The following is a 13,503-nucleotide window of genomic DNA, read 5'->3' as shown; positions in this document are numbered from 1 at the left end:
ATGAGAGACAATCTGGCGAGAAAGCTGTCGTGGCCTGCGCAGGAGGTCGCGATCGTGGTGGGCGTCTCGGGTCGCAGCCTGCGTGTCAGGTCGAGCTCGGGCGAGGTGGAGGCGCGGCGGGCCGCCAGCTGTCTTCTCGAGCCCGCCCTCGGCGACGAGGTGCTCGTCGCGCACCACGAGCGCGGCTCGCACGTGCTCGCGGTGCTCGAGCGCGACGACGCGGCGCCGGCGCGGCTCTCGGCCGAGGGCGACCTGGAGATCGCCGCCGCGTCGGGCAGGGTGTCGGTGAGCGGGCGCGATGGGGTCGAGGTGATCACGCCCGCCGAGGCCACGATCGCCGCGGGCTCCGCGCGCCTCTCGGCGGCGCGCGCCGAGGCGGTGGTCGGGGTCCTGAGCCTGCTCGGCGACAGCCTCACGGCGAAGGTCGACCGCATCAAGACCGTGGCGCAGTCGGTGGAGACGGTCGCCGAGCGCCTCGTCCAGCGGCTCGACAGGGCTTACCGCTTCATCGCGCGGTCCGAGACGGTGCGCGCCGAGTACCTGGAGCTCGAGGCGCGGGCTGCGTTCCACGTCAAGGCGGAGACGACGCTCGTGAACAGCGGCGGGCTGACCAAGATCGACGGTTCCCAGATCCACCTTGGCTGAGAGGGAGAGATGTTCGCGAACACGCAGATGATGGGCATGTCTCTCGGCGCACCCGACGTGTGCCTCACGCCGATGCCTGCACCGACCCCGGTCCCGTACCCGAACATCGCGATGCAGCCGATGGGCATCCCGGCCGCGTACAACGTGCTGTTCATGTGCACGCCGGCGCACAACCTGGCGACCACCGTGCCGCTCACGAACGGCGACAATCCCGGCGTCGCCCTCGGGGTCGCCTCGGGCATGGTGATGGGCCCGTCGCGGCATGTCACGGCGTCGTTCACCGTGCTCGCCGGCGGCATCCCGGCCACGCGACTGACCAGCATGACGATCACGAACTCGACGAACTGTCCGGCCGTATCGATCGTGCCGAGCCAGGTCAAGGTGCTCCTCCTCGCGCCGTGAGGGACCATAGCAGGCACCGCCTTTCGCTCATCACGGGCCGCTATGCGGCGCGGCAGCAAGAGAAGCTCGCGGGCGACCGCCGGGCGTTCGACGACGCCTTCCGGGCGGTGAGCGGCGAGGTGATAAGGCCGGTCCTTGAGGAGATCGCCTCCGAGCTCGGGTCCGCCGGCCACGTTCCGCGCATCGCGGTCGATGAGGAGCCCGAGGCGCCGAGCATCGCGCTCGAGCTGGGGATCCGGGGAGCGGGCGCCTCACAGGGGGCGGACCGCATCGCCTTCTCGGTCATCCAGCGGCGCGAGGCGCCGGAGGTCCTCGCCTATCTCATCGTGAGGCCGCCGCCGATGGATCTCCTGCGCTTCGCGAGCCCCGCCGAGATCACCGCATACCAGGTGGAGCAGCTCGTGATCGACGCGATAGAGCATATCTTCGCGTGCCGCTCTGTGTGATGCGCACGGCCGTGCACGGTCGGCTCACCGCAGCGCGGAAGTCCCGCGGGCAGCCGCTGATGAGCTCCTGAGTCGCATAGCCGATCCCGTACTCGTCGAGCGTGGCCGACCGGGTGCGTCACTCACAGCACGAAACCCGCCCTCCACGACGGTGACCGATGGTGGGGGAGGGGGGCAATCTGTCGCGACAAGCGCGTATGGGAAACAGCAGAGCGTCTGTTTCGCCAGCTCACGCGAGCGCGATCCTCAGAAGCTCATGCGCAGGGTCGCGCCCGTCGGGCCGACGGTGAGCTCGGGGGCCTGGATCGCCACCTTGTGAGGGATATCGTCGCGCACCCAGACCCGCTGGTTGCCGACGAGGCCCGCGACGAGCAGCACGAAGCCGGTCACCTGCGTGGCCCCGTCGAAGAGGAGGAGGGCGGCAGCGAGCCGGCCGTCGTCGCGGTCGACGTCGACCTCCTCGCCCGTGCCGAGCGTGATGAACGGGCCGCCCACGGGCACGAGCAGCGGCGAGTAGCTGACGGCGTCATGGCCTCCCTCGCTCAGGATGCTCCCCGCCGTCAGCGCCGAGAGCGCCCACGCGCTGGCGAGGACGATCGACCCCGCGACCACCAGCCGGCGGTTCATCTGCGTCTCGACGCGATAGCCAGCCGGCCGGATCCCGCCTTCCGTGAAGGTCAACGTCCGCGGCATGCCGAGGATGACGGACGGCGCATACGGCACGTAGCCGGGCGGCACGTGGTCAGGCGGCGGCGCGTATCCAGGCGGCAGCGCGTGGCCGGGCGGTGCGTAGCCGGGCGGCGCATGGCCGGGTGGCGCGTAGCCGGGCGGCGCGCCGGCAGGGGACGGCGCGTGGCCAGACGGCGCCGCGCTCTGCGCGGACGGGGGGGCGTCGCTCTCCGCCGCGGCCGGCGCTGCGAGCGCGAGCGCGCCAAACAGCGCGGCCATCGAGAGGGCGGTGCGGATCGCGGTCACGTGCGTCTCCCTTCGGGGTGAGGGCTGTCGGCGCAGGGGCACGAGCTCAGAATTTCCATCGGAGGCTGGCGGAGGACCCGCCGATCGAGACCTCGGGCCAGCGGGACGCAGCGAGCCCAGGGTCGCGTGAGCTCACCGTGAACTGGCGCTCGAGGTAGAGGTCCTCGTTCGCGAGACCGGCGGCGTACAGGATGAGCCCGCCCACCTGGGTCACGGCGTCCATCGTGAGCCAGAAGATGCCCGCGCCCTCCGCTTCCAGGGTCCCGATCGCGATCATCGGGCCAGCGAACGGGATGAGCAGCGGCCCGAACTCGTCGAAATCGTCGTCGTCGAACGACGCGATGCCCGCGACCGTGAACGTGAGAGCGTACGGGATCCCGAACGTCAGCAGCCCCGCCGTGGCGAGCTTGCGGTCCGCCCTGGTCCGGAGCGCGTAGCCGCGCGGGATCGGGTCCCCCTCTTCGTACTCGATGGTCCGTGGGTTGGCCCACGGCGGCAGCGGCGGCGCCGGCAGGTAGTAGCCCTGCGGGATGGGCACCAGCGCGCCGCCCGCCGGAGCGACAGGGGCGGGCGCCGGAGCGACAGGGGCGGGCGCCGGAGCGACAGGGGCGGGCGCCGGAGCGACAGGGGCGGGCGCCGGAGCGATCGGGGCGGGCGCCGGAGCGACAGGGGCGGGCGCCGGAGCGACAGGGGCGGGCGCCGGAGCGATCGGGGCGGGCGCCGGAGCGATCGGGGCACCCGCTGCCGCGGGCGTCGCGCCTGGCGCGGTGGGCCTCGCCGCGTCGCCGCGCGCCGGCTTCGGCGGCGCGGCCTGCGCCTGCGCGGCCGCCGGCGCGGCGAGTCCGAGCAGCGCCGCGAGCACCGCGGCGGCCTGCACGCCGCGAACGCGCGGCGCTGCGTCGCGGCGCAGCGGTACGATACTCCCTTTCGTTTGCCCGATCGGCATGCTGGCTCCCGTCGCGCTCGCGCGACGACTCCAAGGAACTGCGGGTGGCTTCGGTGCAGCGAGGCCAGGATACGCAGACCGTTCACGAACTCAATCCGCCCGCACAGTGCGGGCGGGCGCCGCGCTGGGAGCCCCGACGCTGGCGAGCCGGTCGCCCGCTCCGGCCGCACGATGGGCCACCCCTCGGCCATGCGCCGCACGCCGGAGGAGACCCTCGTCGTCGCGCAGCCCGCGATGCCCCGCCCCTCGGCGCACGCTGGGCTGCCGCTCCCCGGGCGCCGGCGGCGCCCTCGCGCCCCTCGCTCGCCAGCGCGATACCCGCCATCGCCGAGCGTGGTCTGCGCGCGCGCGGCGCCGTGGCCCCGCCGCCGCGAGTCATGAGCCGCCGGCGACGCGAGTCATGAGCCGCCGGCGACGCGAGTCATGAGCCGCCGGCGACGCGCGGTCGAGCCGTGCACCTGGGACAGCCCTGACAGGCAAGGACCGTAGCGAGTGGACCCCTGGGACAACCACGATGCGTAAGGGTCATGGCAAGTGGACGCCTGGGATAACCCTGACAGGTAAAGACTGTATGTCTCTCACCTGCTCTGGCTCAGCTCGCCACCGCCTTATCGGGCGCTACGCTGTTGTCTGATCAAGGGTGATGTCGCAGCCCCCCACGGCGAGCTCGGCAGAACCATGGGCCTTCCATGACATGGCGGCGACGACCGCCAGCGGAGGAGCGAGACGATGACAAGGACCTCATTCATGGTGTTGGCGTGCGCGGCCGCCGCGCTGAGCAGCGCGTCGTGCGGAGGGACGGACAAGGGCAATCGGGCCACGGGCGGCGGCGATACGGGCAGCGGCGCTGCCGGCGGCGGCGCTACCGGCAGCGGCGCTACCGGCAGCGGCGCCACGTCAGGGACCGGCGCACAGCCAGGGGCCGGCGAGCAGTTCTCCGTCGACGCGCAGGGCGGGACCTTCACAGCGGACGACGGCTTCACCATCGAGGTGCCGCCGGGCGCGGTGAACGAGAACACGGTGATCACCATCGAGCGCATCGACGAGGCCCCCGAGGGCGCGGTGGGGCCCATGTACGTCCTCGGCCCGGAGGGCCTGACGTTCGAGAGGCCGATCACGCTCACGCTGCCGATCACCGTCGAGCTCAGGGCGGAGCTGGGCGAAAGCGCGGTCCTCGGCGCCTATGGCTTCACCGCGCAGGAGGGCTCGGACGATTTCGCGCCGCTCGCGCGGCACGACGTCTCGAGGGACAGCGTCGTCACGGAGACCGATCGCCTCTCGAGGATCTATCCAGGCATGATCCTGGCGACCCCGATGGCCAGCCTGCACCGCTACCCGAGCGCGCTGGCCGCCGACGAGTCCTTCCTCTACTTCGCGAGCGGCGGCACCGAGGACGTCGCGACCGGGGACAACAACGACGGATTCATCTACCGCGTGAGGCTGGGCACCGCCGAGGCAGAGGCGATGATCCCCGCCGATCCCGATCCCAAGGCGCTGTGGGTCAACGACTCCCACGTGTACTGGGCGAGCGGCGGCGATGATGACCCGGTGATCCCCTCGGCGCTCCGGCGCGTCGACAAGGCGACCCTGGAGGTGGAGACGCTGGCCCAGATCGGCTATGTCGTGAGCGTCATCGGCGACGCGTCGGCCATCTACTTCGGCGACGGCGATGGCGAGAACCTCTTCGCGATGCCGCTCGACGGCGGCGAGCCGGTCGCCCTCGCGTCCGGCGCCGGGAGGCCCGCGTACCTCGCGCAGGACGCGCAGAACCTCTACTGGACCGGCGGCGCGGCGACCAACAAGGTCTACAAGGTGGCGAAGGCGGGCGGGGAGGTGACCGTCATCGCCGACAACGAGGCCGAGCCGGCCGGGATCGCGGTGGACGCGGCGTTCGTCTACTGGGCCAACGCCGGCGACGGCGGCGTGTTCAAGGCGCCCATCGCCGGAGGACAGAAGACCTTGATCCACAGGGGGGACTCGATGGCGGGGCTGGCCCTCCGGGGCTCGACGCTGTTCTCCACGGACACGCGCGGGAACCGCAGCGTCAACGCGCACGATCTCGAGAGCAACAGGACCGTCCTGCTGGCGTTCGGACAGCCCGTCCCCTGGCGTGTCATCGCCCCGGAGGCGCAAAGCGTGTTCTGGTCCAACGCCGGCGACTACCGCTACCAGGGGCAAGTCGCGTCCTACCACGCTCCCTGATCCCCCGTGCCCCGGCGGTGACCGCGAGGGCGCGCCCGCGTGGCTCGCCCTCGTTGTCGCCGTGGGTCAGGGGCCGAACGCCGCGACGAAGACGTCCTCGTCCCCTGTCAGCGGGCCGGAGCCGAGGTCGAGGGTGCCCGTGAACGTCGCCGTGGCCAGCACGCGATCGAGCGGATCGACGGCGATGCTGAAGGGCGACCGACCCGTCGCTGGAGTCGCTCCCGACGCCCTTGCTCCAGAGGGTGATGCCCGCCGGGTCCAGCTTGAACAGGAAGATGTCCTGCGCGCCCGCGCTGCTCACCGGCCCCGCGCCGAAGTCGACAGTCCCCTCGAACGAGCCGAGGACGACCACGTTGTCCTCGCCGTCGACCGACAGGCCATACACGTCTTGATAGGCCTGGTCGCCGAAATGGCGGACCCACTCCACGTCCCCTGCCGGGTCCGTCCTCATGACGTAGATGTCGCTCAGCCCGGCGCTCGGGATCGGCCCGGTGCCGACATCCAGCGAGTCGACGTAGCCTCCCGCGTTCACGAGGCTCCCATCGGAGAGCGCGGCGATCTTCGCGCCGAACTCGTCCCCAGGGCCGCCGTAGCGCCTCGCCCAGGCGAGCCCGCCGTCCGGATCGAGCTTCGCGATCAGCACGTCGCGCTGCCCCGCGCTCGTGAGCGGGCCTCCGCCGAGATCGGCCGTACCGCTGAGCTGGCCAGTGAGGAGGACATTGCTGGCCCCGTCGGCGTTGATGCACCGTGGCCGTGGCCGTGACCGCGCCGTGGGTGCCTGTCATTCGCCCGGAGCGCGCTCGCGGACGCCGCTGTTCCGTCGGGCTCGGGGCTCCCCTGTTTGCTTTCAGGGGGCGCGGCGCAACCGACCATGGCGGATGTCATCATCACGGCGGCATGCGTCCTGCTGTTCCTGAGAATCGTCGAGACGTGAGGCATGAGCTCCTCCAGCGCGCCTCGAGGTGCGCGCTCTTTGCTCGACCATGACGACCTGCGAGCCACGGGGCGTGCAGGCCATGGTCTCCGTGGAGCGATCGATGTTGCCATCCTCTCGATCATTTCAACTCCATGATGGCCTGGCATTGCGAGTCCGCCGTCGACCTGAACGCACGCCGGTCCAGGGAGAGGCGCCACGGGCGCTGAGCGGCTGCAGACGTAGATGGCTGAAAATCCGCTCGCCGCGGTCCGCGGTCCGCGGTCCGCGAACGGCGAACGGCCACTGCCGCGCTCGCCGAGCGCGGCGCCGCTGGGCTTCAAGCAGCTCGCGGGCCGAGGTGGAGGCGCGAGCCTCCATCGCCCTGCCGATGGAGGAGGCTGTCGCCTCCATCGCCGGGTCGAGCGGCGGTCTGGCCCCACGACCTGCGTCGCGCTCCTGCGCTGCGAGGCCATCGAGGGCACAGGAGCGCTCAGGGGATCGTCGTAGGCACGCTCCCTGCTCTCTGGCTGGTTGCGGGGGCGGGGCGGCCCGAGCGGCCGGCATACCAAGGGGAGTCACACCATGAAGATTGCTGCGTATCATCTCGGTCTCGGTCTCATCACCTTCTCGACGGTCACGGGCTGCGTGGCGGCGGATGACGGCAGCTTCGACGAGGAAGACATAGCGGAGAGCGCCGAGGCGCTCGGAGGAAACCCTGACCCCTGCGCGATGGGGACCGACCCGAACTTCACCAGCCCGCAGCTCACCGCGATCGGAGCGAGCGCAAACTACGTCCGCGCCTACCAGTGGATCGACGGCATCTGTCCGGACATCGGGCAGGATCGGGCGACGACGATCGTGGATTTCCCCGTGCCCGGCTATTATCAGCACCAGACCCCGGAGACATACCGCTTCGACGTGCAGCCTACCTTCTGGGACTCCTCGTCCACCTCGTGGAGCGACGCGTCACAGGCGATGAGCGACTGCGCGAACACCAAGATGGCCACGCGCGTGCAGCGCTGGGACGCCGCCACGAGCCAGTTCGTGCAGCTCACGTACAAGGAGCAGGCGGGCACGTGGCTCTGGGACAACCCGCTGACCGGCCGCGGGCACTGCTCGACGCCGGCGTTCGTCTACTTCCACGAGAACTACGGGACCGCGCAGCAGGTCGCCACGAGCAAGTACCGCGTCCGCACCTGGGCCACGCAGCCCGACGGCTCCCACGCGACCGTCTGGATCACGGGGACACACACGGGCCTGTAACCCGCGCGCGACGCTCAGCTGTTCGCGCGAAGCGCCTTGAATTCGCCCGGGTCCTTGATCACCGCTGGATTGTTTGCGTCGGCGAAGAGCGTGGTGTCGTCGTACTTGCCGAAGTGAGTCACCTCGTTCGTGCCACCGACCGCCGGGAAGCCGTCCGGGCCGGCCTTCACGCCGATGGCGTTCATCAAGCCGCAGAAGTACTTGTTGATCGGCTGCGTGGCGATGTCCGGCGGGGTCCCGGTGGCGTCCACTTCGCTGTAGGCGAGCTCCGTCTGGCCGGGGCCGCAAGCTCTCTCGCTGTTGCCGCGGGTCAGGTCCGCCCTGCCGCCTTCCACGTTCACGGCCTGACCCACCTTGAAGTAGCCTCCACAGCTCCCCGCCTGGAGGATCGGAAGGTTGTTGAGGTTGTGGCTGTTGCCGTCCGAGCATTCCTGGAACCAGACGGTCGCGGTGTTGTCGAGGAGCTTCACGTCGCCCTCCTCCAGGCTGTCGAGCCGACCGACGAGGTAGGCGAACTTCTTCGCGTACCAGTCGTCGATCTCATGGATCATCTCGAGCACGCCAGGGACGCACGTCCCGCCCATGCTGGCGTTGCCGATCCGGTGGGAGAGGCCATGGGACTCTATCGTGTGATCGATGCCATCCCACTTGAAGACCGTGGTCCCGGGGAACTTCATGAAGATGACGCGGCTCTGGTCGCAGAGGGCCGAGAGGACCGCGAGGTCCATCATGACGTTCGTCGATCTCGACAGGTCGCGATTGATGCCGCCTTGCGACGCCTGCACGGACTGGCTCGTCAGGCCGAGCGCCGTCGCGGTGGCTTCGCTGCACTGGGCCGTGACCGCGCCCGACGTCTCGTGGAGGAGATCCATCCAATCGGAGAGCTTTCGCCTGTCCGACCGGCTCATGTCGAACCGCTGGAGGGTCGCCAGGTCGTCTCGCACGACGTCGATGACGCTCTTGCCGCGGGCCACCTCGTACGTGTCCGGCGACATGGACCCGCGATCGAAGAGGCTCGTCAGGTTGTTGAAGATCGCCGCCGGAGACCCGACGCCCGGGAACACCTCCTCGGGCGCGGAGTACGAGAAATTCGATTTGCCGTCGGATCTCGTCCCGCCGATGTGCATCACGAGGGGAGCCGCGCCGCCGGGGTTGACCTGATCCGCACAGATGTGGTCGAGCGATCGACCGGTTGATTTGGCGTCGAACCTGGGGTTCTGGGGCGTCACCGGGTGACAGGTGAAATACGAGCCCATGACCTGGCTGTGGGGATCTTCGTCCTGGCCGTGGGTTCGCTCGAAGCTCCACTCGTTCATCGCGCGGATGCCGCGGGGCACGAGGAGCTTGGCCGCGAAGGGGGCGAGGTGCTTGAGCGTCGTCGCCTCGTAATCGGCGGCGGTCAGGGGGCCATGGGCCTTCTCGGGGAACCACCGGTTCGTCAGGCAGCCATAGTGCGTGAAGAGCACGATCAGCCGCTTCGGCGCCCCGGCGCCGCCCGCCTGCGCATTCGCGGTGCGCCCCGCGATGGAGCTCAAGAACGGCGCGGCGACGACGGCTCCACCCAGGCCTCGGAGGAACAATCTTCGGGTCAAAGTCTTCGCCATGGGCGGATTTCCTTTTCGGGTGCTGATCGCAGGGGGACCGCGAATCGCCTCGTGGTGAGGAACGTCGTCGTCCCGATGTGCGAGCGCTGCCGTGAGGCTCGCATGCTCCCCGCGCCAAGTAGAGCTCCATGCGCGAGGTGCATCAAACGGAGATTTCGCCCGCGCGGCACAGCCATGCGGCAGAGTGGCAACACGAGTGGAACGCCGGTGTGAGCGGACCGGCCGAATGCCACTCTCGACATCTTCGATAGCGCCGATGACATGAAGTTTTGCTCGTCGATGACCCTGTTCTCCCGCGCGGCCCCCGGCGAGGGGGCGTTCCTCGCGGCCCTCGACAAGTACTGCGGCGGCGAGCCCGATCCGCGGACGCTCGCGCTGCTCGAGTAGCGCCGGCCGTCGCCGGCCGCGCCGCTGGAGCGCCCCCCGTGGGTGGATCGTCGACGCGCTCGTCCGCGTCGCGTGCGCCCTCCTTGCCTGTAACATTTCGATGTCACGGTTGCTGTCGGCCCGCGCGGGAACAGCACGACCGACGTTGCGGACGCCACCTTTCCTGCCGCCAGCTCCAGATTTCGCCCTGGGCGGCCGCTTGGAACCGAGGCAACGCAATTTCCTACTTGATCCGCCGTCGTGGACGGACGAGTGAGCCGGCGCTCGCTCCGGCCGGGGGCGGGCGAGAGGACCATCACCCGTGGATGCATTGTCGTACCAGTCGCTCGTAACGGGCGCCGTCGCGCTCATGGTCGCACGCACGTTCTACGTGCGTGTCAAGAAGGCCCCTGAAGGCAACGAGACGATGGCGCGCATCGCGCGCTACGTCCGCGAGGGGGCGATGGCCTTCCTCGCGCGCGAGTACAAGGTGCTCGCCGTCTATGCCGCCGCCGTCTTCGCGCTCCTGGCCGCGACGCTCGGGCTCCTGTCCGCGGGCGCCTTCGCCGCCGGCGCGTTCCTGTCGCTCATCGCCGGCTTCTTCGGCATGAAGGCCGCGACGTACGCCAACGTTCGCACGGCCGAGGCCGCGCGCGCGCACGGCAAGCCCACCGCGCTCGTCACCGCGCTCGACGGCGGCGCCGTCATGGGCCTCTGCGTCGCGGGGCTCGGCCTCATCGGCCTGGGCGGCATCTACGCCCTGTTCCGCAGCCACGAGCACCTCGCGACGATCGTCCACTCGTTCGCCGTCGGCGCGAGCTCGATCGCGCTCTTCGCCCGCATCGGCGGCGGCATCTACACGAAGGCCGCCGACGTCGGCGCCGACATCGTCGGCAAGGTCGAGGCGAACATCCCCGAGGACGACCCCCGCAACCCGGGCGTCATCGCCGACAACGTGGGCGACAACGTCGGCGACATCGCGGGCATGGGCGCCGACATCTACGAGAGCTACGTGGCCGCGGTCGTCGCGGCGATCGCGCTCGGCCTCACGCTGCCGATCGCCAAGCTGCAGCAGCTCGCGCCGTCGGTGAGCGAGCAGGAGCTCCGCGCGATGGCGGTGTCGCTGCCGCTGCTGCTCGCGACGATCGGCCTCGCGGTCTCGGTCGTCGGCATCTTCATCACGCGCGCGCTCAAGAACCTGCCGCCGGCCCGGGTGCTGCGCCTCGCGCTCATCGTCCCGCCGTTCCTCGTCGTGCTCGCGGCGGCCGGCGTCCTCCCGGGGCTCGGCTTCAGCTCCGGCACCGTCATCACCCTCGCGGCCGGCGCCGCGGGCGGCGCCATCGTCGGCCTCGTGACCGACTACTACACGTCGATGGGCCCCATCCACAAGGTGGCCCAGAGCTCGCTCACCGGCCCCGGCACCAACGTCATCCGCGGCATCGCGGTCGGCCTCGAGAGCGTCGCGATCCCCCTCATGACCCTCGTCGCCGTGGGCTGGATCTCGAACCACTACCTCGGCCTCTACGGCATCGCGCTCGCCGCGGTCGGCATGCTCGCGGGCACCGCGATCGTCATGACCGTCGACGCGTACGGCCCGATCGCCGACAACGGCGGCGGCATCTCCGAGATGGCCGGCCTCGGCAAGGAGGTCCGCGCGATCACCGACGAGCTCGACGCGGTCGGCAACACCACCGCGGCCGTCGGCAAGGGCTTCGCGATCGGCTCGGCGGTGCTCACCGTCGTCGCGCTGTTCGCCGCCTTCAACATGGAGGTCGACGCGGTCCGCCGCGCGAAGGGGCTCCCGGAGCTCGTGCTGTACCTGACCGACGCCAAGGTCCTCATGGGGCTGCTCTTCGGCGCGCTGCTCCCGTGCCTCGTCGGCGCGCTCACGATGACCGCCGTCGGCCGCGCGGCCGGCGCGATCGTCGAGGAGATCCGCCGTCAGTTCCGCGAGATCCCCGGCCTGCTCGAGGGCAAGCCGGGCGTCGACCCGCAGCCGAAGGTCATCGTCGACATCGCCACGTCGGCCGCCATCCGCGAGATGATCGCGCCCGGCGCCATCGCGGTGCTCGCGCCGGTCGTCGTCGGCTTCGTGGCCGGCCCCGAGGTCCTCGCGGGCACGCTGGCCGGCGCGCTCGTCGTCGGCGCGGTGCTCTCGCTGATGATGGCGAACGGCGGCGGCGCCTGGGACAACGCCAAGAAGCACATCGAGAAGGGCGGCCTCGACGGCCACGCGAAGGGCTCCGACGCCCACAAGGCCGCCGTCGTCGGCGACACCGTGGGCGATCCCTTCAAGGACACGTCGGGCCCCGGCATCTCGATCCTCATCAAGGTGATGGGCGTCGTGTCGCTCCTCATCGCCCCGCTCATCGCCTGAGCGGACGCGCCGTCGCTGCGAACAACGAGCGAGAACGCGGCCCTCACCGGCCGCGTTCTCGCTTTTGTGGCTTCACGCACGGCTCTCGTCCCGCCTCGGCCGTCGGATTTTCCTCTGCTGACAGCGGCGCTACCGTGCTGTAAATGGCCTGTCTTCGGCGGGGGAGAAGGATGGCCGGGTGAGGATCAGCCGCCGCTCGCAGGTGCCGCCGTTCGCGGTCATGGAGGTGCTCGCCGCCGCCAACGCGCGGCGCGCGGCGGGGGAGCCGGTCATCAGCCTGTGCGCGGGCCAGCCGGGCTCGGGGGCGCCCGCCGCCGTGCGCGCGCGGGCGGCCGCGCTGCTCGCGGAGGGCGACCTCGGGTACACCGAGGCGCTCGGCATCCCGGCGCTGCGCCGCGCGCTCGCGGAGCACTACGGCCGCTGGTACGGCGTGGACGTCGACCCGTCGCGCGTCGCCCTCACCACGGGGTCGTCGGGCGGGTTCCTGCTCGCGTTCCTCGCGGCGTTCGAGGCGGGTGACCGCGTGGCGCTCGCTCGCCCGGGCTACCCGGCGTACCGGAACATCCTTCGCTCCCTCGGGGTCGAGGTGGTCGAGCTTCCGTGCGGCCCGGAGAGCCGCTTCCAGCTGACGACGTCGCAGCTCAGGGCCGCGTGCGACGGCGCAAAGCTCGACGGCGTGGTCCTGGCGAGCCCGGCGAACCCGACGGGCACGATGGTCGACGCCGCGGAGCTCGACGCGATGGCGCGCTGGTGCGCGGAGCGCGGCGTCCGCCTGGTGAGCGACGAGATCTATCACGGCCTCACGTACGGCCCGTGGGCCGGGCGCCAGGCGACGGCGGCGCGGCACGTCGACGCGGGCGCGGTCGTCGTGTCGAGCTTCTCGAAGTACTGGGCCATGACGGGCTGGCGCCTGGGGTGGCTCGTGCTGCCGCCGGAGCTCGTGCCGACGGTCGACGCGCTGGCGGGCAACCTCGCGCTGTGCCCGCCCGCCCTGGCGCAGCACGCGGCGCTCGCGGCCCTGACCCCGGAGGCGTACGCCGAGGCCGACCGGCTGGTGGAGGGCTACGCGGCCGCGCGCGACCTGCTGCTGCGGCGGCTGCCCGAGCTCGGCTGGAAGGTCGCCCCGCCTGACGGCGCCTTCTACCTGTATGCCGACGTCGGCACGGACGACTCGGTCGCGTGGTGCGAGCGGCTGCTCGCCGACACGGGCGTGGCGCTCACGCCGGGCACGGACTTCGATGGCGAAGGCGGCGCGCGGTACGTCCGGCTGTCCTTCGCGGCTCCGGTCGAGCAGGTCGACGAGGCGGTGACGCGGATCGTCGCCTGGCAGCGCGCGCGGTGAGCGGCGGGCGGGCGCTGGA

The 13,503-nt window shown here is 71.0% G+C and carries 12 protein-coding genes; 8 read left to right on the top strand and 4 right to left on the bottom strand.

The genetic code is table 11. From position 1 onward, the window contains the following. The 3 genes from WMF22_RS30865 to WMF22_RS30855 are packed head-to-tail and all read left to right on the top strand — an operon-like array spanning nucleotide 1 to nucleotide 1,493. Entirely contained in the window at nucleotides 1-645 is a 645-nt protein-coding gene (locus tag WMF22_RS30865; protein ID WP_437293587.1) for a DUF3540 domain-containing protein, read from the top strand. Between the two features lie 9 nt (nucleotides 646-654). Continuing rightward, entirely contained in the window at nucleotides 655-1,047 is a 393-nt protein-coding gene (locus WMF22_RS30860) for a DUF4150 domain-containing protein (protein ID WP_012238290.1), read from the top strand. After that, the gene (locus WMF22_RS30855) at nucleotides 1,044-1,493 is read left to right on the top strand and encodes a hypothetical protein (RefSeq protein WP_438032101.1); all 450 of its coding nucleotides are present in this window, start codon (nucleotides 1,044-1,046) and stop codon (nucleotides 1,491-1,493) included. The genes WMF22_RS30860 and WMF22_RS30855 overlap by 4 nt, the downstream gene beginning before the upstream one ends. A gap of 246 nt (nucleotides 1,494-1,739) precedes the next feature. On the opposite strand, the gene WMF22_RS30850 is transcribed toward WMF22_RS30855, so the two are convergent. Next, on the bottom strand, nucleotides 1,740-2,468 hold the full coding sequence (locus WMF22_RS30850; protein ID WP_438032100.1) for a hypothetical protein: 729 nt from the start codon (nucleotides 2,466-2,468) through the stop codon (nucleotides 1,740-1,742). A gap of 46 nt (nucleotides 2,469-2,514) precedes the next feature. After that, entirely contained in the window at nucleotides 2,515-3,414 is a 900-nt protein-coding gene (locus WMF22_RS30845; RefSeq protein ID WP_438032099.1) for a hypothetical protein, read from the bottom strand. Between the two features lie 729 nt (nucleotides 3,415-4,143). On the opposite strand from WMF22_RS30845, the gene WMF22_RS30840 reads away from it, so the two are divergent. Beyond that, complete coding sequence (locus WMF22_RS30840) at nucleotides 4,144-5,616, top strand: DUF5050 domain-containing protein (protein ID WP_438032098.1); 1,473 nt, start codon at nucleotides 4,144-4,146, stop codon at nucleotides 5,614-5,616. Here the strand turns inward: WMF22_RS30840 and WMF22_RS30835 are convergent. Beyond that, nucleotides 5,528-6,259, bottom strand: a complete 732-nt coding sequence (locus WMF22_RS30835; RefSeq protein WP_437293582.1) for a hypothetical protein — start codon at nucleotides 6,257-6,259, stop codon at nucleotides 5,528-5,530. The genes WMF22_RS30840 and WMF22_RS30835 overlap by 89 nt on opposite strands. Nucleotides 6,260-7,114: 855 nt before the next feature. On the opposite strand from WMF22_RS30835, the gene WMF22_RS30830 reads away from it, so the two are divergent. Then, nucleotides 7,115-7,795 (top strand): hypothetical protein, encoded by a 681-nt coding sequence (locus WMF22_RS30830; RefSeq protein ID WP_437293581.1) that lies wholly within the window; start codon nucleotides 7,115-7,117, stop codon nucleotides 7,793-7,795. 14 nt (nucleotides 7,796-7,809) lie between these two features. Here the strand turns inward: WMF22_RS30830 and WMF22_RS30825 are convergent, their stop codons facing one another. Next, the gene (locus WMF22_RS30825; protein WP_437293580.1) at nucleotides 7,810-9,399 is read right to left on the bottom strand and encodes a DUF1552 domain-containing protein; all 1,590 of its coding nucleotides are present in this window, start codon (nucleotides 9,397-9,399) and stop codon (nucleotides 7,810-7,812) included. A gap of 240 nt (nucleotides 9,400-9,639) precedes the next feature. On the opposite strand from WMF22_RS30825, the gene WMF22_RS30820 reads away from it, so the two are divergent. From WMF22_RS30820 to WMF22_RS30810, 3 genes are all read left to right on the top strand, one after another. Further along, on the top strand, nucleotides 9,640-9,786 hold the full coding sequence (locus WMF22_RS30820) for a DUF1810 family protein (protein WP_438037297.1): 147 nt from the start codon (nucleotides 9,640-9,642) through the stop codon (nucleotides 9,784-9,786). A 301-nt stretch (nucleotides 9,787-10,087) separates the two neighbouring features. Continuing rightward, complete coding sequence (locus WMF22_RS30815; RefSeq protein ID WP_438032097.1) at nucleotides 10,088-12,142, top strand: sodium-translocating pyrophosphatase; 2,055 nt, start codon at nucleotides 10,088-10,090, stop codon at nucleotides 12,140-12,142. A 178-nt stretch (nucleotides 12,143-12,320) separates the two neighbouring features. Beyond that, nucleotides 12,321-13,484: a pyridoxal phosphate-dependent aminotransferase gene (locus WMF22_RS30810; protein WP_437293577.1), complete on the top strand. Its 1,164-nt coding sequence runs from the start codon at nucleotides 12,321-12,323 to the stop codon at nucleotides 13,482-13,484. The last annotated feature ends 19 nt before the right edge of the window (nucleotides 13,485-13,503 follow it).

The organism is Sorangium sp. So ce204 (assembly GCF_051526795.1).
Classification (GTDB): domain Bacteria; phylum Myxococcota_A; class Polyangia; order Polyangiales; family Polyangiaceae; genus Sorangium; species Sorangium cellulosum_B.
The sequence above is the reverse complement of the archived record's forward strand: the minus strand, read 5'-3'. Positions and strand labels throughout refer to the sequence as shown.